The sequence below is a fragment of the Tolypothrix bouteillei VB521301 genome, assembly GCF_000760695.4.
GTDB classification, from domain to species: domain Bacteria; phylum Cyanobacteriota; class Cyanobacteriia; order Cyanobacteriales; family Nostocaceae; genus Scytonema; species Scytonema bouteillei_A.
In genome coordinates this window covers 2001857-2023068 of record NZ_JHEG04000001.1, presented here as the reverse complement: position 1 = coordinate 2023068, position 21212 = coordinate 2001857, and the positions used below count along the sequence as shown (strand labels likewise).

Annotated in this window: 19 protein-coding genes; 12 read left to right on the top strand and 7 right to left on the bottom strand. The window is 41.9% G+C overall.

Annotated features, from left to right (window positions below; translation table 11 throughout):
- Window positions 1-226 precede the first annotated feature (226 nt).
- Together HC643_RS08125 and HC643_RS42525 are read left to right on the top strand one after the other, a co-directional pair.
- Window positions 227-694, top strand: coding sequence for a GNAT family N-acetyltransferase (locus HC643_RS08125; protein WP_038084156.1), 468 nt, complete (start codon window positions 227-229; stop codon window positions 692-694).
- A 4-nt stretch (window positions 695-698) separates the two neighbouring features.
- Window positions 699-1091, top strand: coding sequence for a nuclear transport factor 2 family protein (locus tag HC643_RS42525; protein ID WP_038084158.1), 393 nt, complete (start codon window positions 699-701; stop codon window positions 1089-1091).
- Between the two features lie 142 nt (window positions 1092-1233).
- On the opposite strand, the gene HC643_RS08115 is transcribed toward HC643_RS42525, so the two are convergent.
- The 3 genes from HC643_RS08115 to HC643_RS08105 all read right to left on the bottom strand — a co-directional run bounded on the left by HC643_RS08115 (window position 1234) and on the right by HC643_RS08105 (window position 3511).
- Complete coding sequence (locus HC643_RS08115; protein WP_038084160.1) at window positions 1234-1737, bottom strand: TIGR00725 family protein; 504 nt, start codon at window positions 1735-1737, stop codon at window positions 1234-1236.
- A gap of 123 nt (window positions 1738-1860) precedes the next feature.
- Complete coding sequence (locus tag HC643_RS08110; RefSeq protein WP_038084168.1) at window positions 1861-2466, bottom strand: hypothetical protein; 606 nt, start codon at window positions 2464-2466, stop codon at window positions 1861-1863.
- A 163-nt stretch (window positions 2467-2629) separates the two neighbouring features.
- Entirely contained in the window at window positions 2630-3511 is an 882-nt protein-coding gene (locus HC643_RS08105) for a 4-hydroxybenzoate solanesyltransferase (protein WP_038084171.1), read from the bottom strand.
- A gap of 283 nt (window positions 3512-3794) precedes the next feature.
- Between HC643_RS08105 and HC643_RS08100 the strand changes: the two genes are divergently transcribed.
- Complete coding sequence (locus HC643_RS08100; protein WP_038084172.1) at window positions 3795-5447, top strand: Ppx/GppA phosphatase family protein; 1653 nt, start codon at window positions 3795-3797, stop codon at window positions 5445-5447.
- A 320-nt stretch (window positions 5448-5767) separates the two neighbouring features.
- Here the strand turns inward: HC643_RS08100 and HC643_RS08095 are convergent, their stop codons facing one another.
- A complete protein-coding gene (locus HC643_RS08095) occupies window positions 5768-6307 on the bottom strand; it encodes a GNAT family N-acetyltransferase (RefSeq protein ID WP_038084174.1) in 540 nt (179 codons plus the stop codon).
- Between the two features lie 150 nt (window positions 6308-6457).
- Here HC643_RS08095 and HC643_RS08090 point away from each other — a divergent pair, with 150 nt between their 5' ends.
- The 4 genes from HC643_RS08090 (at window position 6458) to HC643_RS08075 (ending at window position 11074) form a co-directional block, all read left to right on the top strand.
- On the top strand, window positions 6458-7528 hold the full coding sequence (locus HC643_RS08090; protein ID WP_038084176.1) for a DMT family transporter: 1071 nt from the start codon (window positions 6458-6460) through the stop codon (window positions 7526-7528).
- Window positions 7529-7820: 292 nt separating this feature from the next.
- Window positions 7821-8975, top strand: a complete 1155-nt coding sequence (locus HC643_RS08085; RefSeq protein ID WP_038084178.1) for a peptidoglycan-binding protein — start codon at window positions 7821-7823, stop codon at window positions 8973-8975.
- Between the two features lie 24 nt (window positions 8976-8999).
- The gene (locus HC643_RS08080; protein ID WP_038084181.1) at window positions 9000-9974 is read left to right on the top strand and encodes a S66 peptidase family protein; all 975 of its coding nucleotides are present in this window, start codon (window positions 9000-9002) and stop codon (window positions 9972-9974) included.
- Between the two features lie 32 nt (window positions 9975-10006).
- Window positions 10007-11074, top strand: coding sequence for a glycosyltransferase family 4 protein (locus HC643_RS08075; protein WP_038084182.1), 1068 nt, complete (start codon window positions 10007-10009; stop codon window positions 11072-11074).
- On the opposite strand, the gene HC643_RS08070 is transcribed toward HC643_RS08075, so the two are convergent.
- Entirely contained in the window at window positions 11071-11832 is a 762-nt protein-coding gene (locus HC643_RS08070) for an FkbM family methyltransferase (RefSeq protein WP_038084184.1), read from the bottom strand. The two genes, HC643_RS08075 and HC643_RS08070, sit on opposite strands and share 4 nt — an antisense overlap.
- 364 nt (window positions 11833-12196) lie before the next feature.
- Here HC643_RS08070 and HC643_RS08065 point away from each other — a divergent pair, with 364 nt between their 5' ends.
- The 3 genes from HC643_RS08065 to HC643_RS08055 are packed head-to-tail and all read left to right on the top strand — an operon-like array spanning window position 12197 to window position 15580.
- Complete coding sequence (locus tag HC643_RS08065) at window positions 12197-12982, top strand: hypothetical protein (RefSeq protein WP_038084188.1); 786 nt, start codon at window positions 12197-12199, stop codon at window positions 12980-12982.
- Between the two features lie 4 nt (window positions 12983-12986).
- Window positions 12987-14711, top strand: coding sequence for an ABC transporter ATP-binding protein (locus tag HC643_RS08060; protein ID WP_038084190.1), 1725 nt, complete (start codon window positions 12987-12989; stop codon window positions 14709-14711).
- An 11-nt stretch (window positions 14712-14722) separates the two neighbouring features.
- Window positions 14723-15580, top strand: coding sequence for an energy-coupling factor transporter transmembrane component T family protein (locus HC643_RS08055; RefSeq protein ID WP_038084194.1), 858 nt, complete (start codon window positions 14723-14725; stop codon window positions 15578-15580).
- A 243-nt stretch (window positions 15581-15823) separates the two neighbouring features.
- Here HC643_RS08055 and HC643_RS08050 read toward each other — a convergent pair whose 3' ends face one another.
- Window positions 15824-17896 carry a S9 family peptidase gene (locus HC643_RS08050; RefSeq protein WP_038084197.1) on the bottom strand — a complete coding sequence of 691 codons (2073 nt, stop codon included), beginning with the start codon at window positions 17894-17896 and terminating at the stop codon, window positions 15824-15826.
- Window positions 17889-18521: a hypothetical protein gene (locus HC643_RS08045; protein WP_038084199.1), complete on the bottom strand. Its 633-nt coding sequence runs from the start codon at window positions 18519-18521 to the stop codon at window positions 17889-17891. The genes HC643_RS08050 and HC643_RS08045 overlap by 8 nt, the downstream gene beginning before the upstream one ends.
- 573 nt (window positions 18522-19094) lie before the next feature.
- Here HC643_RS08045 and hemE point away from each other — a divergent pair.
- The gene (hemE, locus tag HC643_RS08040) at window positions 19095-20150 is read left to right on the top strand and encodes a uroporphyrinogen decarboxylase (protein ID WP_038084201.1); all 1056 of its coding nucleotides are present in this window, start codon (window positions 19095-19097) and stop codon (window positions 20148-20150) included.
- A gap of 101 nt (window positions 20151-20251) precedes the next feature.
- Complete coding sequence (locus HC643_RS08035) at window positions 20252-21196, top strand: NAD-dependent epimerase/dehydratase family protein (protein WP_050046287.1); 945 nt, start codon at window positions 20252-20254, stop codon at window positions 21194-21196.
- Window positions 21197-21212 lie beyond the last annotated feature (16 nt).

Below are 21212 nucleotides of genomic sequence, written 5' to 3'. Positions count from 1 at the left end.
ACTATATTTCATTATAAAATTCCAAATGGGAACCATTGGCTCCCTTGGAACCAGAATAACAACTTCTTGCTTGGCAACACCGATACTCCGTTAACCACCTTCGGGCGGTTAGCCGGAGGTGCGGTTCAACTCCGCCGTTAGACCGCTCCGTTTTAGTCTTCAGGGAAGCAACCTAAGAACTACCAATTTCAAATTGGTGTTGCTGAAAGGTGATTAACACACAACCATGAACACAGTTAACTACAGACTCCCGCAGCTTGGAGACGAGCATCAAATCAGTGGTTGCATGTGGGCTTCTGCGGTTCTATGGGAACTCACTGATGGCACACCAGAAAGCGTTGCCGAATGGAAAAAGCTATGTAGCCCAGAAGAATTAAGAGACAGAATATTAAGTAATGAGAAAACGCTAGTTGCAACGTGGAATGAAATTGTTGTTGGATTTATTGCCTTTAAGAGGGGCAATCATTTGTCATTGCTGTTTGTCAGAAGAGAATTTTCTGGGCAAGGAATCGGTCGAGAACTCTTCACCCGATGCAGCTATGATTTGGATGAAGTCACTGTTAACGCCGCAGAAGAAGCAGTTGGCTTTTACCTTAAAGTAGGGTTTATCCAAAGCGGCGATCGCTTTTTCAAGTATGGAATATGGGGGACACCTATGAAATGGATCAACCTTTCACACGAAGTCATGGAGTAACCTGATGGATAACCTGTCACTGCTGTCCACACTCCGCGAATTAGAGTGCGAACTTCATCAGCCCAAGTGCCGTAGGGATCGAGAGCGCTTGGCACAGTTGCTTGCGTCTGACTTCAGGGAGTTCGGTCGCTCAGGTGCTTCGTACACACGCGATCGCATGCTGATGTCGCTGCCGAGCGATCCGGAACCACCGCAGATCTATGCCCAGGACTTTGCCGTCAACCAACTCTCAGACTCGATCGCTTTACTCACTTATCGATCGGCTCATGTGAACCCATCGGGAAAGTTGTTCCGCCACACCAACCGATCGTCGATTTGGCGGCTTGAATCGTCAGGCTGGCGAATGGTGTTTCATCAGGGCACTCCTACAGACCCGTTTGACCAACCTGCAGTCTAACACAGTGCGATCGCCTGTTCTGCGGCAATGATCTATCGAGCGGCAAGCTAGAGTTTATGCGAACCGTGAATTTTGAGATGAGCTATGAGTCTTTTACTGACTCCGTTATTTCTGCTGCGCTGTACTATAGCTATTTCACTTTTTATAATTTGATAATTAAAAGTTGCCTAATTGTTGCGATCGCATTCTCTACATCACAAAATACATAAACATTATCTGGTGACATCTTTTGGAAAAAAACTTGGCTGACTTCATCATCTAATAACAAAATAATCTTTTTACCTGCTTTCAAGGCGAGAGCAATTTCTGATGCAGTTCCTGCACCCATACCACAGGCAATTACCACATGAGAGGAGAGGACATTGATATTATTTCGAGCATTGCCCATATCAGTGAAAATAGCAATATCAACTGCCTCAGAAATTCCCTCATCTGTTTTACCAGGAAGAATACCAAGAGTTAAACCGTTGGCATATTTTGCTCCCTGATTTGCGGCTTCCATAACCCCAACATTTCTACCACCAGTTAGCAAAACCCAACCTTCTTGAGCAATGCGTTTACCCAGTTCATAAGCGTTTTTGATATCAATATCTTTTGCTTGTTCTCCAGGTCCCATCACCCCAATAACAATTTTTCTCGGCACCATAAGGTTTGCCTTAGATGATTTTTGTAAAATCTATTGATGTATCAAGATCTCCCCTAGCTCCCTTAAAAAAGGGGGAAGATACTCTCAAAGTCCTCTTTAGTAACAACTATCAACTAACAACAATTACCACTCCTCAGCCCAATAAATAATCTCCGAAGTCGAACTGTCAATTGCCACCCCAAAACTATCTCCATGATTCCATCTAAAATTTGAATTGCCTTTGTCATGCGCCCCCAACACAAGAACTTCATAGGAAGGAGGAAAAGAGTCTTCTTGAGAATCACTCGTATGGAAGAAAGTCGTTGGTACGCCATTCACTTGATTTGCGTGGTCGTTCGTGTTACCACCTTGATATTTATGCGTCGCGATCGCTCTATACTGCGAAAGCAAATTTTGAATCTTTTGTGGCGATTGCTTTAACCGCAGTTGAAAAAACTGATTTCCTTCAGAAGCGCCAGAAGAATAAGCAACACGCACACCTGAAGCGTCAGTAGGGATATCAGTAGGAAAATGTTTAATTTGTTCCCGATGGGACCACAGTTTGTGGCGAATATTTTTGTACTCGGAGCGATCGCTCACTATCTCAGGTTGACTTCCACTGCTAATGGCTTTTCTGAGAAAAAAACCACTCCCGGCAATACCAAGACTACCTAGAAATAGTATGACGACAGTGGCGATGTTAACAAAATGTATAGACAGACGATCTGCTGTTGTTAAGCTGCGCTTCATGAAGGTGGGTGTATCTAACTAAAAAAGTAGTACACCCCACTACTACCGAAAACAGTGAGATTTCGTAAGTACTATTAGAAGATTTTATGAAATATTCATAAAATCTTTATAAAATTTCCGTACAAATCCGGGTTTATTGTAGAAGTCGAGTTAACCGTCGCAACTAAAAACTTCCAGCAATCATGCCAGCAAGTAAGATAAAACCAATCCAAACATTCTGGCGGAACATTTCACCGTAGCTCGAGTTTGGCAAATCTTTCTGACCCAAGCGGATGCACTGCCAAACCCATCCAACAGAAGCAAAAGCAAGACTTATCCAAAAAATCAAATGCAGTTGCAAAATCAAACCCAACCACCCGAGTAAAATGACAGTGCCCATCAAGAAAATTCCAATCGCCACAGGAGCGTACTGACCAAAAAATAAGGCGCTAGAATTCACACCAATTCTTCGGTCGTCTTCGCGATCGCTCATAGCATAGACAGTATCAAATCCCAATGTCCAGAGTACCGTTGCACCCCAAAGTATCCAAGTGGGAAGCGAAAGATTGCTTGTCACTGCACTCCAACTAATTAAAACAGCAAAACCCCAAGCAATGGAAAGTACGAGTTGTGGAACGGGAAAAACTCGTTTTGCTCCAGGATAAAGCAAAATAACAGGAACGGCTGCTACGCACAACCAAAATGTGAGCGCGTTAAGATAGAAAGCGAGAACAGCGGCACATCCCATTGCGACTGTAGCGACAACAATACCGACTTTTACGGAAAGCGCACGGCTCGCGAGAGGGCGATCGCGAGTTCTTTCAACCTGTGGATCTATATCTCTATCCCATAAATCATTGACAACACATCCTGCAGCGCTCGTAGCAAGAGTCCCCAGAACGATCGTACCAACGAGTGGTAAAGGCGGTTTTCCAGAAGCCGCCAAAAACACAGCCCAAAGGGCTGGAATCATTAAAATTAATCGTCCTTCTGGTTTATGCCACCGCAAAAGCCGGACGATCGCAAGCCATGTTGGTTCGGTGTTGCTTAGGGGCGTGTTTACCATAGATCTGCAAAAAATATAGATATAGACAGAGAGCTTTATTAAGCTTTACATCTATAGAATATCTTTATTTGCTATTTGTAAAAACACAACCATAAAGTGGCACCTTTGAATGTGGCAAAGAACTCACTTGGGGTTGTAAATAGATAGGGTTAATCTGCGCTTCTCAGGTAAAGTCTATAAAAAGCCGAACTTGAGAAAAAATTATATTCCACATCAAGCGATCGTTATGCCGATAAGATCGGCAGTACCAGCTTTTCCCATCCCAAACAGAGAGAAAACATCGATGGTGAATTTAGTTTCGGCAAGCTGGGCGAGTCTATCCACTCAACCAGTCGATCAACAGAGAATTATAGCGGCAATTGATTTGGGGACAAATTCACTCCACATGGCAATCGTGCGAATTGAACCCACACTCCCAGCTTTTAGCATAATCGCTAGAGAAAAAGAAACCGTAAGGTTAGGCGATCGCGATCTCACAACAGGTAATTTGAAACCAGAGGTAATGGAACGGGCGATTGCAGCTTTAGGACGTTTCCAAAAAATAGCAAAAACCCTTAATACCGAAACAGTCATTGCTGTTGCTACGAGTGCAGTACGGGAAGCCCCTAACGGAAAAGATTTTCTCAAACAGGTAAAAGACGAATTGGGCTTATGTGTCGATCTCATATCCGGTCAGGAAGAAGCACGGCGAATTTATCTGGGCGTCCTGTCGGGGATGGAACTCAACAACCAACCCCATATCATTATTGATATAGGTGGTGGTTCCACAGAATTGATTCTAGGCGATAGCCATGAAGCACGCACCCTCACCAGTACTAAAGTAGGTGCTGTGAGACTGACAGGTGAATTCATTAAAACCGATCCCATCAGCAATATTGAATTTGAGTACTTACAAGCTTATACACGCGGAATGCTAGAGCGGGCTGTAGAAGAAGTACAGGCAAATATCAAGTTTGGCGAACATCCCCGCCTGGTTGGTACTTCCGGTACGGCGGAAACTTTAGCAGCGATTGATGCGCGGGAAAAGTTGGGTTATGTTCCCTCTACTCTCAACGGTTATGAAGTACACCTGAGGAATTTGCGCGAGTTGGTCAATCGCTTGCGCTTAATGAGCAATGTAGAACGAGCGACTATTCCCGGTATGCCAGAAAAACGGGCGGAAGTGATACTGGCTGGTGCGATTGTCATGCAGGAAGCAATGACTCTGTTGGGAGTTGAATCATTTGTTGTGTGCGAGCGTTCTTTAAGAGAGGGCGTAATTGTAGATTGGATGCTGACTCACGGTTTAATTGACGACCGTCTGCGCTATCAGAGTACGGTACGCCAACGAAGCGTTCTGAAAACAGCAAAGAAATTCCACGTTAATATAGAGCACAGCGATCGGGTTGCCGTATTTGCTTTAAGTCTATTTGACCAAACCAAAGGAATACTTCACAATTGGGGTGCTGAAGAACGGCAATTGCTTTGGGCATCTGCAATCTTACACAATTGCGGTCATTATATCAGTCACTCCTCACACCACAAGCACTCATATTATCTCATTCGTAATAGTGAGTTGCTAGGTTACAACGAAACAGAGATAGAAATCATTGCTAACTTAGCACGCTACCATCGTAAATCAGCACCTAAGAAAAAGCATGATAGTTATGGGAATTTGGCCAGTAAAACTCACAGGCAAATTGTTAACCAGTTAAGTGCTATTTTAAGATTGGGAGTAGCTTTAGATAGGCGGCAAATTGGAGCGATTACAAGAGTCCAATGTGAATCTTTGCCTAAAGATCGGGGATTCCAACTTAAAATTTTTCCAGCACATTTTGATGATGATTGTGCTTTAGAAATGTGGAGTTTAGATTATAACAAAGGAATTTTTGAAGCAGAGTTTGGGGTGAAATTAGTGCCTATTTTGGAAACATCCACTGTTCCAAGTAGTTGTTAGATAAAGAAAAAGGATGGCATTCATTTGAACCAAACAGGGGCGCAAGGCTTTGCGCCCTTACTGTACAGAAAAATTAAAATTACCGATTCTTGTAGGTGCGGCTATCCCCTACAACATTGAATGGCTGGCTTTAGCCGTCCTATAGTCTCTACGGTGGTGTACACAAGTTTTCTAAAGTGCATTCTTGCAGTTTCGATCCCCCCTAACCCCCCGATAAATTGGGGGGAAAATTTTTCAATCCCCCAATTTATTGGGGATTTTAGGGAGATCTCTAAAGATGTGTACACCACCGCAGCCTATACACTGGGGATTGAAGTAGCTCATAGCTTTTCCCACCGAGCTTTTGAAATTCCAAAAATCAAAGTATCCCACCAACGTCCCTTAAACCACTCATTCTCAGTAAATCTTTCCTCAAACTGCATCCCAACTTTTTGCATGACTCTAGCAGAAGCAAGGTTTTCAGCAATGCACCATCCATAAATGCGCTTTAGCTTCAACTCCTCAAACCCAAACTTTATCATCGTGCTTGCTGCTTCAGTTGCATATCCCTTTCCCCAGTAATCTGAAGCAATTTCGTAACCAAGGGAAGCTTCTGGTAACTCTGGTTTGATTTTACGAATACCGCAATTACCAATGACTTTTTCTTCAGATTTTAAGACGATCGCTAACTGAAATTTCGTTCTCGGTACTTGCTTTTGTTGTTCTAAAAACATTTGTACAAATTCCTGCACCTCAGTTTTGCTACGTGTCTCCCATTCGTAAAATTCCAGATATTGGGGTTCTGTTTGGTACTCAAAAATCGGTTCCCAGTCTTCCGGTATAAATTCTCGTAAGATAAGACGTTTGGAGGAAAGAATCATTGTGGTGAGGGCATTAACAATTAACGATCCAGCTTTGGGAAACTTACCAGTCTCCAGTATAACTTTGAGGTTCCTTTACAAAACAACATAATTCGGTACAATTGTGTAAAGTATTTCTCGCAATTGTAAAACAAAGGCGCACCCACTCCCATGCAACTGAAGCTCAGTGCATCTCAACAACCCTTCGCACCAATACTGCTGATAGCCCCATTTTTCTTGTGGGGTACTGCAATGGTGGCTATGAAAGGAGCGATCCCCCACACAACACCATTCTTTTTAGCAGGGGTGCGTTTGATACCAGCAGGGGTACTTATTCTGATCGCAGCAGCATTCATGGGAAAACCTCAGCCAAAAGGATGGTTGGCGTGGTTGTGGATCGCTCTATTTGCTTTGATAGATGGAACTCTATTTCAGGGCTTTTTAGCAGCAGGGTTAGTCAGAACCGGAGCTGGGCTGGGGTCTGTAATGATTGATTCTCAACCTTTAGCAGTTGCTTTATTGTCTTTGTGGCTGTTCCAAGAACGGATTGGTTTGTGGGGATGGTTGGGACTTGCGCTCGGAGTGATGGGTATTAGTTTAATTGGCTTACCAGATGAGTTAATCTTAGGTCTGCTCTCTAATTCCTTGCCCTCCTCTACTACTTTCCCACACTCCTTTCTAGAGAGTGGCGAATGGTTAATGCTTTTGGCAGCGCTTAGTATGGCAGTGGGAACTGTACTAATTCGCTTTGTGTGTCGTCACGCCGACCCCGTGACCGCTACAGGATGGCACATGATTCTGGGTGGATTGCCATTGTGGGGAGTTTCAGCAGTGACAGAATCCCAACAGATACAGAATCTTGTTCCTTCGGATTGGCTGGCTTTATGCTACGCTACAGTGTTTGGAAGTGCGATCGCATACGGCTTATTTTTCTATTTTGCCTCTAGTGGCAGTCTCACCAGTTTAAGTTCTCTAACCTTTCTCACACCTGTATTTGCTTTGCTATTTGGGAATTTGCTTCTTCAAGAAGTACTAAGCCCGGTGCAGTGGGTAGGAGTAGGATTGACTCTAGTCAGTATTTACCTCATCAATCAGCGCGATACTTTAGCACAAGCCGGTCATAAACTCGTCGCCAGTGATACAAATACTGCACAGCAACAATCCCTGTTAGAAGCTTCTGCAAGAAAACTGAATAGAGTTTCCGTACCGTTACGCGAATCGGAACCAGAGAGTTTACCGTAAGTTAAAAAAAAGTACTGAAAAAGAAAGAATTATCAAAATTCGCGGCATTGATAAAAGATGGGAAACAGGCTATGGTATTTTTCAATCATATTCATCTGTTACTCTCTTTATTTACGTATACCGAGCTGTTAAGCTGCTAGCTACTAGCATCTCTATAGTTACAGTTTTCTATGGCTTGGATAAGTAGGGTGTATTTAATTATTTTGTAGCCAAGAAAAAACTTAACATTAAAATAGCTTGTTACCGTGGCATTAATGCGTTAGTAATGCATATCCTACCTAAAAAACTTTATATGGGGCTACGTAGTTCCTCTGTATTTCTCATTGCCTGCTTTGCTTGCTTGGGTCTTGACCATAATTTAGCAAGCAACGCTACCCCTACCCAAGCTGTGAAAGGCTTTAAACTTGCTCAAGTCAGTTCTACAGACAATGTCAAGATTTCTAATCTCCTCGAACCTGGTAGCACGGGTACGGAAGTGAGAACACTCCAAACCTTATTGAAAGAGTTGGGGTACTACGATGGTGAAATAGACGGTAAATATGGTGGTGTGACAAGTGTGGCTGTCGCCAAATTTCAGCAAGCTAGGGGTTTAGTTGCAGACGGTGTATTTGGAACTGTTACAAAGCAGAATCTTGAACAAAATATTCAGAAAAAGTCTTTGACACCTTCTGTAGCGATCGCAAGCAATGCCATCTCAGCCAGTACTACAACAACAGACCCAGTAGAAAAACAGGACATACTGTGGTGGCTGCTGGTTGGTATGGGTACTATAGGAAGTCTTGGCGCACTCGCTTACATTATTAAGGGATTCAGTCAAGTCAAAAAACCTGCTCGCTATATTGAAACTTCTCCTCAAGAACACACCAACTCTGTTACGCCATCAAGACAAGAACACACCACAACAGCGAATGCAGGATACTTAAGAACTAGCGAACTTGTCCCACCAGAAACAGTTGCAAACCTTAAACCCCAACTTCTATCAGTAGAAAAAACTTCTCGCCTTGCCAAAGTCAACATCATCGAGCAATTGATAGAGGACTTGCACAGCGCAGATCCCACACAACGCCGTAAAGCTATCTGGGATTTGGGACAACAGGGAGATTCAAGAGCGGTTCAACCTCTGGTGGAACTGATGGTAGATGCAGATACTCAGCAACGCAGCTTAATTTTGGCAGCTTTGGCAGAAATTGGCACTCGGACACTGAAACCCATGAATCGTGCTTTGGCAATTTCGTTGCAGGATGAAAGCCCCCAAGTGCGGAAAAATGCTATCCGCGATTTGACTCGGATTTATGACATGATGGCTCAAGTGAGCCAAATGGTATCACACGCCATGCACGACCCCGATGCTGAGGTACAAGCCACAGCAAAGTACGCTCTTTCACAAATGAACCGCATCCGTTCTTTACCGAGTCAGGAAAGAGAAGACAAGACCAGTGACCAGTGAACAATGTCCAGTAACCGATGACCAATGTCCAACGCCCAATACCCATCTAAAATTGTCCCGCAATCCCTAAAACCGGGCGATCTACTGCAAGTTATTTCACCAAGTGGTGCTTTGAGAGAATTTGAATCGTTTCAAAAAGGAGTTGAAATTTGGCGATCGCGAGGTTACCAAGTTGAGTTAGCGTCGGGGTTTGATGACAAATGGGGATATTTAGCAGGTCAAGATGAAAACCGCCGCCATCAACTAGCAACGGCTTGGCAAAAACTGCAATGTCGTGGAATTCTATGTGCGAGAGGTGGTTTTGGTAGCGCACGCATTCTCGAAGATTGGGTATGGACAATGGGAGAATTGTCCCCCTCACCCTCCGCTTCCCAAGCCGTTGGAACTCCAAGTCCCCTACTGACTAACCCTAAATGGTTAATTGGTTTTTCTGACATTACTGCCCTTTTGTGGAGTCTTTATACAGTAGGTATTTCAAGCGTTCACGGTCCTGTCATGACAACTCTAGCTTCAGAACCAGAGTGGTCAATTCAAAGATTATTTGATTTGGTGGAAGGTCGTCCTTTAGCACCTTTAGAAGGTGACGGCTGGGGTGGTGGCATTGCTAGTGGTATTTTATTACCAGCCAATCTCACAGTAGCAACTCATCTCCTAGGTACACCATTACAGCCAGATATGGATGGTGTAATTTTGGCATGGGAAGATGTGACAGAAGCACCTTACAGAATAGACAGACTGCTGACTCAATGGCGAATGAGTGGTGCTTTGCAAAAAGTTCGAGGTATTGCTTTGGGGCGCTTTAGCCGATGCGAACCACCTCCCAATGTCCCTAGTTTCACTATTGAGGAAGTTTTACGCGATCGCTTGGGTAATTTAGGCATTCCTGTGGTTTCCGGTCTACCTTTTGGTCATGATGGACCAAACGCTGCTTTACCAGTAGGTGTGAAGGTAACTCTAGACGCAGATCGGGGGCTATTAGATTGCACACAAATTGAGTGATAATACGATTGCTCCTAACACGTAGAGCTTAAATGAAGCTAGCATTTATCACAGCTACTCCCCAAAATGCCGAGCTAGGAAGCGGAACTTTTGTGGGTAATGCACACCTGATTGCTAACCTGCGATCGCTACATCCTACCGTTGATGTTTTTACCCCCTCTCAACCAACTGGATTGATGGGCTACATGGTAGATCGTTTCCGATGGAATTGGGGGCTCGATCCACGATGCTTCGACAATTACGATGCTGTTATTGGTCTTGATATGGATGGTTACACCATTGCCAATCGCATCAAACCCCCATTTATTGCTTACATTCATGGTATTATTGCCGACGAAGCCAAGTTTGAGCGGGGGTGGGTACGTGTCTCTTTAGAGTTGATGGCAAAAGCAGAACGAGTCAGCGTCCATCGTGCCAATATGGTAATTGCCACTAGCGATTACTCTCGCACCAGGCTAAGCTATCTCTATAACTACACCAAAGACATCCAAATTGTACCGCCTCCTATCGACCTCCAAGCATGGGATGCAGCAATAACATCTATCAGTCAAGAAGCTAATAATGCGCGTCCCACCGTATTGTGTGTTGGCGTGCAGTATCCGCGTAAAAACGTTGCTACCCTGGTTCGAGCAACAGCAATTCTCCGCGATCGAATACCAGATGTGGAAGTGCGAATTGCAAGCAAAGGACCAGAATGGGACAACTTGCGCCGTCTAACTCAAGAACTCAATTTAAATCAAAACGTAACCTTCCTCGGCTACCTCCCTTATGAGAAACTAGTACGCGAGTACGTTCGCTGTCATGTTTTCTGCTTGCCAAGCCTGCAAGAAGGCTTTGGGATTGTCTTTGCTGAAGCCATGGCAACTAGCAAGCCCATTGTCGCCAGTCGTTCGTCCTCTACACCCGAATTAATTCAACATGGCGTACAAGGTTTGCTAGCAACCCCTCTAGATCCGGAAGATTTAGCACGTCAGCTAGCAGAAGTACTTTTATCACCAGAGAAAAGCTCTGCACTTGGCAAAGCAGGGCGGGTTAAAGTTGCAGAGTTTGATGCACCTGTTACCGCCCGACGCTTCAGCCAGTTGTTAACTAAACTTTAACGCTTAGCATACAAATTAAAGGTATCTACATATGTAGAAGGTAAAAGTTCTCTTTTTCGCAGTTCTATGTTAAAACCATGGGAAGTCAGCATTTTTTTCACTTTTTCTATTCGCCCATTTTTATCATGAACTTCAGCAATTATTTGCTTGATTTTAGACCAGTCACTGTCTTCTATGCCTTTCAAAACTTCGTATTCTTCTCCTTCTACATCAATCTTCAATAATTCTATTGAGCTAATCCCTAATTCAGAAATCACCGAAGACAGTGTTTTTACCTCACATTTTATTTTTTTCTCATCTTGAAAAAAATCTTTAAAGAGGTCTTCTATTCTGATTTCAGAAGGAAAAGACTCCTGCTCCACAAGTATTTCACCAGGTCTTGTTGTTGAATTTCCCGCCATGTCGGGATAAAAAGTGAACGCTTTTTCTAAGTTGTTTTCTGAACTCAAACCATAGTTAAATACGAACAGATTATCTAGGGAGTGCAACTGTTTATTTTTTTCTAACACGGCAAAAGTTTCTGGAATTGGCTCAAAAGCATAAATTTTTAATTTTTCTTGGATGGTACTTACATATAGAGAGAAGAGTCCAATATTAGCCCCAACATCAAATATACAATCACCTTCGTTAATGACAATATTATGTCCAATATATTGCTGTTCAGTAAAGATTTCTGAATAAATATATTGTGTTTCCTCTTGACTACTAACGTAGTAATACTCCAAGCCACTTGGAGAAGTCATCTTTTTTTCACTCATTGCCGACTCTGTTATTTCCAAACTATAGGTTGGTGAAAAAGATACTGAAGTATCAATGAAATCAGCATCTTGTATACAATGAGGCTATGATAGACCGAATAGTGCTTTAGTAGTCAATATGGAGGTAACTTTAGATCCAGATCGAGGAGTATTTAGTTAAACGCAGTATAACTAAATGCTATAGCACTCCCAAATGATTTACAATCACCTCTTCCTTGTCTCCCTTGTTTGGATCTCAAATAGAATGGCTATATTTCTTAGCGATCGCGGAACTTCTCAATCCCATTTGAAAGTAAATCTAGGTTAGTATAACCACCAGAACCCAAAGTTTTTCGCTCCGCCCTAATTAGGACTAGATATAACCATGACACTGATTCATTCTCCAGAAGGAGAAGAACGGAAAGTTCAAATTACGAGTACTGCTTCTATTGACGGAACTCCCGTGGCGTACATTGTCGTTTTAGCAGCAGTAACCACGGCGCTTGCTTTTATTCCGTTCACTATCGTATTGGCATCGGGAGGAGGAATGCCACTGAGCCAAAGTATTTTTCCTTTGTTAGGATGGATACTTGGACCTATGAGTGGTGCATTAGCTAGTGGTATTGGTACGTTAATTGGAACTTTTTTAGCTCCCTACACTGCAGGTATTCCCTTATTGTCAATTTGGGGAGCAATGCTAGGTAGCTTTACAGCGGGAATGATGGTTTTAAGTTACAGACGCAAATATTGGTGGATCGCATTGACTATTTTTTTCGCCTTTGAGCTTTTTCTGTATGCCGATCGCGCCCTTCGCAATGGCGTAGCTCCCAACATAGTCATAGCAGGTTCTTTCGTTGACTGGTCTGGTCTAGTGTTATTTGCCTTACCTACACGCACTTTATTTGCTCGATGGATCTCAAGTCAGAAGATTATTCCCTTAATAACGGGTTTATTTTTAGGAACATGGATGGTATGGGGTGTTATTCATCTGAGCGCAACAACAATAACGTACTACATATTTAATTGGCCAGAAGAGGTATGGATGGTCTTGATTCCTGTCATCCCTGTAGAAAACTTGATTCGCTGTGTAGCTGCGACAGTTATTGGTGCGGGCGTCATTTCCGGGCTCAGAGAGATCAATTTAGTGAAACCTAGAGAAGCCATTTATTAAAAGAATGAAAGCGATCGCCACTTTAGAAAAATTCTCTTATCTTTACCCAAGTTCTCCTAACTCAGTATTAAAAGATATCTCTCTAGAAATCTACTCCGGAGAATTTTTAGGTATTATCGGACCAACAGGTGCGGGGAAAACTACACTATGTCTCGCACTGAATGGAATTGTTCCTCAATTTTATGGGGGACGTTTTTTTGGACATATTACAGTTGCAGGGAAGGATACTCTTGAGTGTCCGATATCTGAGTTAGCGCGTTATGTAGGGATGGTATTTGAAGACCCTGAAATGCAACTCACTTCCACCTCTGTAGAAAATGAAATTGCTTTTGCTCTTGAAAATTTATGCGTTCCTAGAGATGAAATTATCAAGCGGATTCCCCAAGTTTTAGAAGCAGTTCGCTTGGAAGGCTGTGAAACAAAAAATCCTCAGGAATTATCTGGCGGACAAAAACAACGTTTAGCCATTGCTGCAACCTTAGCTTTACAACCTGCTCTACTCATTCTCGATGAACCGACCTCTCAATTAGACCCCATTGGTTCTGAAGAAGTTTTTGCTACTGTTAAAGAACTCAATCAAGAATTAGGCATTTCAATTGTTATGGTTTCCCATGCAGCTGAAGAGATGGCTCAATTCGCCGACCGCTTGGCTTTTTTATCTGATGGTCAGCTCTTAGACGTGGGAACGCCCAATCAAATTTATTCTCGGATCGAACAATTAAGACAGCACAACCTGCGTCCGCCTCAAGTTGCTCAAACTTTTTACTTTATCAACCAACGTCAAATTCCCGTTAGTCAAATTCCCGTGACGCTCTCTGATGGGTTCTCTTTGTTGAGCAAATTATCTACAGCAAATCAAATTGTTCCATCCCCTGAATTTTCTCAAAATGAAAAAAGTACGCAAACGCCCTTATTGTCCGTGCAAAACCTAAGTCACATCTATGAGGATGGTACGCAAGCATTGCGGGATGTTTCTCTCGATATTTATCGGGGAGAATATGTGCTAATTGTTGGGCAAAATGGAGCAGGAAAAAGTACTTTGGTTAAGCATTTCCTCAACCTTTTACAACCATCTCAAGGAAAGGTATACGTTAATAATCAAGAGACAAGTAACCTGTCAGTTAGTAGTTTAGCTCGTTCCATCGGCTATGTCGCGCAAAATCCCGATAACCAAATTTTTAACACAACAGTAGAAAAAGAAGTTTCCTTTGCTTTACGAAATTTGGGGTACTCGCGCAAAATCGTAGAGCAAAGAACTCATAACAGCCTTAAAAATATGAACTTATGGGACGAGCGCCATCTTCATCCCTTGTCTTTACCTAAAGGCGATCGTGCTCGGATTGTAATTGCGGCGATTCTAGCCATGAATCCAGAAATCGTTATTTTCGATGAACCAACTATCGGACAGGATTACCAAGGAGCTTGCTCAATTTTGGATGTAAGCCGTCAATTACATCAGCAGGGAAAAACTGTAATTGTTATTACTCATCATTTATATTTAATGACTGAATACGCCCAACGGGTTGTCGTTATGGGAAAAGGAACCGTTCTTCTCGACGCACCTATACGTCAAGCTTACCATGAGACAGAATTATTACAATCAACTTATTTAACTCCACCGCAAGCAGTTTTGTTATCTCAAAAGCTTTCCGAGCTTACCAATCAAAACTATCCTTTATTGACTCCTCAAGAGTTAGCTAATTGTTTTGTATCTCGTGATTCTGTTTAGGAGATAAAGTGATGGGAATTAGAAATTTTCAGACTGTAAAACGAGATTCAATTTTTACTCGTATAGATTTTCGTACAAAATTGGTGATGATAGGAACAATTACCCTGATTGCTTTTATCTGGGAAAGTCCTATTACCGGAGGTCTTTTAACTTTAAGTGTTGCCCTTGCTTGTCTCATAGCAGGAGTCAAGTTAAATTATTTGGCGACTCTTTTGAAAATTATGATTCCTTTTTATATATTCCTCTTATTGAGTATGGGGTTGTTTAATGTCTCTCAAGTGAAATTATTAACCCACAAGGAAGAATTAACTTCTCTACTGACTATTCCTTCAAATTGGTGGTTTCTTGGTGGAGGAAAAATATCATTAGAAGGAATTTTATATGGAGTGAATGTTATATTTAAAACTTTAACCATGGTTCTAGTCATTCCATTAGGAATTTTCACAACTGATGTCAATCAAATGATTGTCAGTATGGTTAAGGCTAATATACCTTATAAAATTGTCTTTATTTTTTCGTCTACTCTACGATTTTTTCCCGTACTTTTTGAAGAAATCCAATCGATTATTGAAGCTCAACGATTGAGAGGGCTAGCTTTTGAAAAAATGGGTTGGATGCAACGAACTCGAGTCTATGCTACCGTTGCAGTTCCGCTTATTTTAAATGCTATGACTAAATCCCAAACCTTAGAAGTTGTATTACAATCAAAAGCTTTTTCTGGTAGTTCTCAGAGAACTTATCTTCACGAATCTATACTTAGTACGACTGATTATTTCATCATAGGAAGCAGCATTGGTTTATTTTTCCTAGCTTTAATTGTCTATTTTGGGTTTGGCGTTGGTCAGTTTGCTTGGCTGATTTATTCTTAAATAAGGCATTAAAATCTCCAACGAACGCAGCTATATTACCTTGTTTTGTTACTTGATGGTAGAGTCTCATCAACTGCATTCCCAGGCTGAGCCTGGGAACGAGAGAAAACGGGTTCAAATAGAATTCCTACATCAGTGAACTTATAATTCAACACGCTTCAGTTAACAATATCTCATCCTTGAAGATCCCACCCTTTTTAAGGGGGGCTAGACGAGTCTTAGCTAAACCGTATTGACTTATAATTAACAATCTCCCAAACCTAACCTATCTAAAACAAAGGCATATTCAAAAGCGAGTTCCTTCAAGCTTTCATAACGCCCAGATGCACCGCTATGACCCGCACCCATATTAGTTCTCAGCAGGAGAATATTTTTGTCTGTTTTGATTTCTCGCAGTTTTGCCGTCCATTTTGCCGGTTCCCAGTATTTGACACGAGAATCATTTAAACCTGCTAAAATAAGCGTGTCCGGATAATCTTTGGCTTCAACATTGTCATAGGGAGAGTAGGATTTTATGTAGTCGTAATAAGCTTTATCGTTTGGATTCCCCCATTCTTCCCACTCTGTTACGGAAAGGGGTAAGGAAGTATCCAATATGGTTGTAACTACGTCTACAAATGGAACATCAGCAATGACGGCTTTAAACAGATCGGGACGCATATTCATAACTGCTCCCATCAATAAGCCGCCTGCACTTCCACCAGAAATCACAAGGCGATCGCTGGATGTCCATTTTTCACCAATCAAGTACTCAGCACAAGCAATAAAATCAGTAAAGGTGTTCTTTTTCTTCAAAAATTTGCCATCTTCATACCACTTCCTTCCCATTTCACCACCACCGCGAATATGAGCTATGGCAAACACGACTCCACGGTCTAATAATGAGAGTCGATTGGAGGAAAACCCAGAAGAGGAAGGATAACCGTAAGAACCATATCCTGTCAAGAATAGAGCATTTTTTCCATCTTTTTGAATGCCATTTTTGTAAACAATAGATATGGGAACTTGCGTTCCATCAGCAGAGGTAGCAACCAACCATTCGCTTTGGTACCGATCGCGATCGTATCCGCCCAAAACTTCTATCTCTTTTTTCAACTCTCGCTGATTTGTTTCCATGTCATAATCAAACACAGAATGGGGAGTAGTGAAAGAGGTGTAATTAAATCGCAGGATTGTTGTGTTAAATTCAGGGTTACTACTTTCGTAAAAATCGTAGGTTGGTTCTGGAAAGGAAATTTGATAAATATTTCCTGTCGATAAATTTTGTACTCTCCCGATAGGTAGCCCACCTTGCCTTTCATAAATCACCATATAGTTGGCAAATAAGCTAACACCCGAAAGCATGATATCTTCTCGATGAGGAATGACTGTTTGCCAATTTTCCCGTGCTGGTGAGGCGACAAGAGTTTTCATGAGTTTAAAGTTAATTGCCTCTTCATTGGTAACAATGTAAAAGGAATCACTGTGATGGTCGATATCATACAATACTCCTGTCTTTCTTGGCAGAAAAATTTGAAAATTTCCATTGGGCTCGTTGGCATCTAAGTAATGAATTTCTGATGTAATTTGGCTACCCAAACTCATCATAATGTATGCTTCGCTTCTCGTTTTTCCAACTTCCAAAAAGAAAGCATCATCTGGTTCGTGAAAAATGAGAACGTCTTCGTCTGCAGAAGTTCCTAAAGTGTGTCTAAAAAGCTGGAACGGGCGGTTTGCAGGATCTATCTTGGTATAGAATACCGTTTTATTATCATTTGCCCAGGCAAAAGAATAATAGGTTTCGGGGATAGTTTCCGGGTAAAGCTTTTTGGTGGTTAGATCGAGAAAGAAAAGGGTGTATTGCTCGGCTCCACTGGTATCAACTGAGTAAGCTAAAATCTGGTGATTGGGGCTTACTTGCAGGACACCCAAACTAAAGAATTCGTGCTCTAGTGCTAACTCGTTTTGGTCTAATAGCACTTCTTCCGGTGCTTCGAGGCTACCTTGTTTGCGACAGTGTATTGGATATGCCTTACCTTCTTCAGTACGTGAATAATAATAATAGTTATCTTTGCGATAAGGTACTGATAAGTCTGTTTCTTTGATGCGAGCAAGCATTTCCTCGTAAAGCTTTGTTTGCAATGCTTCTGTATGCTGCATCATAGCCTCAGTGTAAGCGTTCTCAGCTTCTAAATAAGCGATCGTGTCTGGGTTATCAATCTCGCGCATCCAAAAGTAATTATCGATACGACGATCGCCATGTAATTCTAAAACATGAGGTTTCTTGGACGCAGTGGGTGGAGTGAGTGTCCTTTGCAAAGCATTGTCTTTAGTCATCTTCGTCAATCTGTTTCCGATGTTTTGTTTTTAGGATACAAAAGCCAATAGCTGGGATAATTCCCAGAATAATAGCTGTAAATCCCTGTCCGCTCAAATACACTACCCGATCTCGGCTCGGTGCTGGAATAAAATCTTGCACAACGGATAGCAATCCCACCACAAAACTAATCAGTAAAAATGAAATTGAAGGTAAAAAATTCCACCACCAAGCACGTGCGGTATATCGGCGCAGCACTATCCATTGGAAAAATCCCAGCCAAATCCCTGAGAAAATGTACGCAGTCGTTGACACAATTCCAAAAATCAAAGCCTCTTGAAAAGTGAGATTTCTGTTTAAGGATGAGGCGATAGATGAGATGTAGTCAATCCAAGCTGTAGAAACGTTGGTGGAAACCAGCCAGCCCAAACTTGTTGCTATCATCCACAGCCAACCAGATATATATTGTCTGACAACAAGTGCTTGATCGACCCCATAGATAAGCGCAAACACACAATAACTGATATACCTCCCCAAAGCGTTCCATCTTGGTTGCTGAAGAATCTCAGGTGACAGTGTTTCTGCAAGGATCTTTTCTATCGCTATACTGGCAATTCCGCCTACAACCCACCCCAAGACAGTCATGAAACAGAACAGGATGAAAAATTTTTGGCGTTGCGATCGCGCTATTAAATACCTTTGTGGAATAACAACACTAGAGGAAGGCGTTTCATTCGAGGGGTGGTTTGAGTTGGTTGACATAAAAAATTTATATTTCTTTACATAATTGCTTTTATCTGTTTGATGTTATGAGAAAAGACTATCTTGGAGATTTGGTATCTAAAGATACTGATTTTCTTTATCCCACGAAGAATTTAGAAATGTTTTATTTTTTAGGTTTTATACCAATTTGTTAAAAAATTAGGTCAATACTACGAATCTTACTAATATCATCTATGGAAAATTCTAATGAGTGTAGGGCGAGCATTGTCTACCCTATGTACTTTATCTTTTATTCCAAAATTTGAAATCCAAACAAAATTACATACAGGCAATTATTAAAAATTGTCAATATTTACTTCTTAAAACTTTGCATTTAGTCAATAATTTTATAAGAAGTTTTGCGAACAGCCCCAAAAGGTATTTCTCTTGGAAAAAGGGCAAAGCGGGAATGATAAGCTAAACAATGACAAAAAAGATTTTAGGATGAATTGTTAAATGGGTGTTTCCTCTAACGATCCATTTCTCCTTAGAGCAGCTCGTGGTGAAGTTTTAGATCGTCCTCCCGTATGGATGATGCGGCAAGCAGGACGGTACATGAAAGCTTATCGAGATTTACGGGAGAAGTACCCTTCTTTTCGCGATCGCTCGGAAATACCGGAAGTAGCGATTGAAATATCCTTGCAACCGTGGAAAGCCTTTCAGCCAGATGGAGTGATTTTGTTCTCCGACATTGTCACACCGCTCCCTGGCATAGGCATTGATATGGATATCGCGGAAGGCAAAGGTCCTATTATTTACTCGCCCATCCGTACATCTGAGCAAATTGCTAACCTTCACCCTCTAGAACCAGAAGAGTCTCTGCCGTTCATTAAACCAATCTTAAAGGCGTTGCGGCAGGAAGTAGGTAATAAGTCAACTGTTTTGGGCTTTGTGGGTGCGCCCTGGACATTGGCAGCTTACGCTGTAGAAGGAAAAGGTTCCAAAACCTACTCCATAATCAAAAATATGGCGTTTTCAGACCCAGTTATCCTGCATCAACTGCTAGGAAAATTGGCAGATTCCATCGCCACCTATGTCCGCTACCAAATTGATTGTGGTGCTCAAGTAGTACAAATGTTTGACTCTTGGGCAGGTCAGTTAAGCCCTCAAGATTACGAAGTCTTTGCTCTCCCCTACCAGCAAAGAGTTTTCGAGCAAGTTAAGGCAACTCATCCAGAGACACCCTTAATTCTGCTAGTTACCGGTAGCGCTGGTTTGCTGGAAAGAATGGCACACTCGGGTGCAGATATTATCAGTGTAGACTGGACAGTAGACATGGCAGACGCACGGGAAAGATTGGGCAGGCAAATGAAAGTGCAAGGCAATCTAGACCCAGGGGTGCTATTCGGTTCTAAGGAGTTTATTCGCGATCGCATTCTCGATACCGTTCGCAAAGCAGGTAACAGAGGGCATATTCTCAACCTCGGTCACGGTGTTTTGCCAGAAACACCAGAGGAAAATGTAGCTTTCTTCTTTGAGACTGCAAAAAATCTCAATGCAGTGACTGTGTGAGGAGGGAGCAGTTATAAATTATGAAGTTAAAATTATGAATTATGAAACTTTTTTACCATTTATACTTCATAATTCATAATTCATAATTTATAATTTTCACTATGAGTCATAAAAAGATTTTTGTGACGGGTGCAAGCGGTTGTATCGGTCACTATATAAGCGAAACTTTAATACAACAAACAAACCACGAGCTGTATCTATTGGTTAGAAATCCAAAAAAGCTGCAAGTTGATACGCAAGCACGACCGGATATCACTGTATTGCAAGGTGATATGCAAGAAATAGGGCAATTTGCTGACTTGTTGAAAACAATAGATGTTGCGGTGCTGACAGCAACTGCTTGGGGTGGAGAAGGAACATATGAAATTAATGTATCTAAAACTTTAGAATTACTGAACTTGTTAGATCCGCAAAAGTGCGAACAAGTTATCTATTTTTCCACAGCGAGTGTTTTGGATAGTCACAATCAACCGTTAAAAGAAGCAGGGGAATTAGGGACAGATTACATCCGGTCTAAATATGATTGCTTGCACAAGATATCACAACTCGCGATCGCATCTAAAGTCACTTCTGTGTTTCCCACTTTAGTATTGGGTGGTGATAGCAAAAAACCTTACTCACACGCAACAAGCGGTATTCCACAAGTGACAAAATATATAGATCTCATCCGTTTTTTGAGCGCCGATGGTAGCTTTCACTTTATTCACGGACAAGACATTGCCACTGTCGTAAAATATTTGATAGATAATCCACCAGAAGAAGAAAAAACGCGTCGGTTTGTGTTAGGTCAAAAGCAAATCACTGCAGACGAAGCTATTCAAGAGGTTTGTAGCTATCTTGGGAAAAAAATTTACTTTCGCATCCCTTTGTCTGTATCGTTAGCTAACTTAATTATAGTGTTGTTCCGCATTCAAATGGCTGCTTGGGATAGATTCTGTATGAACTACCGACATTTTACTTACAAAACTGTTGTTAATCCTGCAAGTTTTGCATTACCAAATTATTGCGAAACAATGGGTGATGTATTAAAAATTAGTGGCGTATAATTGCGTGTGCTACAGC

Bases quoted from the DNA above. Each gene is read 5' to 3' on its own strand.
- HC643_RS08125 (WP_038084156.1), top strand. From the start codon at position 227: ATGAACACAGTTAACTACAGACTCCCGCAGCTTGGAGACGAGCATCAA.
- HC643_RS42525 (WP_038084158.1), top strand. From the start codon at position 699: ATGGATAACCTGTCACTGCTGTCCACACTCCGCGAATTAGAGTGCGAA.
- HC643_RS08115 (WP_038084160.1), bottom strand. From the start codon at position 1,737: ATGGTGCCGAGAAAAATTGTTATTGGGGTGATGGGACCTGGAGAACAA.
- HC643_RS08110 (WP_038084168.1), bottom strand. From the start codon at position 2,466: ATGAAGCGCAGCTTAACAACAGCAGATCGTCTGTCTATACATTTTGTT.
- HC643_RS08105 (WP_038084171.1), bottom strand. From the start codon at position 3,511: ATGGTAAACACGCCCCTAAGCAACACCGAACCAACATGGCTTGCGATC.
- HC643_RS08100 (WP_038084172.1), top strand. From the start codon at position 3,795: ATGGTGAATTTAGTTTCGGCAAGCTGGGCGAGTCTATCCACTCAACCA.
- HC643_RS08095 (WP_038084174.1), bottom strand. From the start codon at position 6,307: ATGATTCTTTCCTCCAAACGTCTTATCTTACGAGAATTTATACCGGAA.
- HC643_RS08090 (WP_038084176.1), top strand. From the start codon at position 6,458: ATGCAACTGAAGCTCAGTGCATCTCAACAACCCTTCGCACCAATACTG.
- HC643_RS08085 (WP_038084178.1), top strand. From the start codon at position 7,821: ATGGGGCTACGTAGTTCCTCTGTATTTCTCATTGCCTGCTTTGCTTGC.
- HC643_RS08080 (WP_038084181.1), top strand. From the start codon at position 9,000: ATGTCCAACGCCCAATACCCATCTAAAATTGTCCCGCAATCCCTAAAA.
- HC643_RS08075 (WP_038084182.1), top strand. From the start codon at position 10,007: ATGAAGCTAGCATTTATCACAGCTACTCCCCAAAATGCCGAGCTAGGA.
- HC643_RS08070 (WP_038084184.1), bottom strand. From the start codon at position 11,832: ATGAGTGAAAAAAAGATGACTTCTCCAAGTGGCTTGGAGTATTACTAC.
- HC643_RS08065 (WP_038084188.1), top strand. From the start codon at position 12,197: ATGACACTGATTCATTCTCCAGAAGGAGAAGAACGGAAAGTTCAAATT.
- HC643_RS08060 (WP_038084190.1), top strand. From the start codon at position 12,987: ATGAAAGCGATCGCCACTTTAGAAAAATTCTCTTATCTTTACCCAAGT.
- HC643_RS08055 (WP_038084194.1), top strand. From the start codon at position 14,723: ATGGGAATTAGAAATTTTCAGACTGTAAAACGAGATTCAATTTTTACT.
- HC643_RS08050 (WP_038084197.1), bottom strand. From the start codon at position 17,896: ATGACTAAAGACAATGCTTTGCAAAGGACACTCACTCCACCCACTGCG.
- HC643_RS08045 (WP_038084199.1), bottom strand. From the start codon at position 18,521: ATGACTGTCTTGGGGTGGGTTGTAGGCGGAATTGCCAGTATAGCGATA.
- hemE (WP_038084201.1), top strand. From the start codon at position 19,095: ATGGGTGTTTCCTCTAACGATCCATTTCTCCTTAGAGCAGCTCGTGGT.
- HC643_RS08035 (WP_050046287.1), top strand. From the start codon at position 20,252: ATGAGTCATAAAAAGATTTTTGTGACGGGTGCAAGCGGTTGTATCGGT.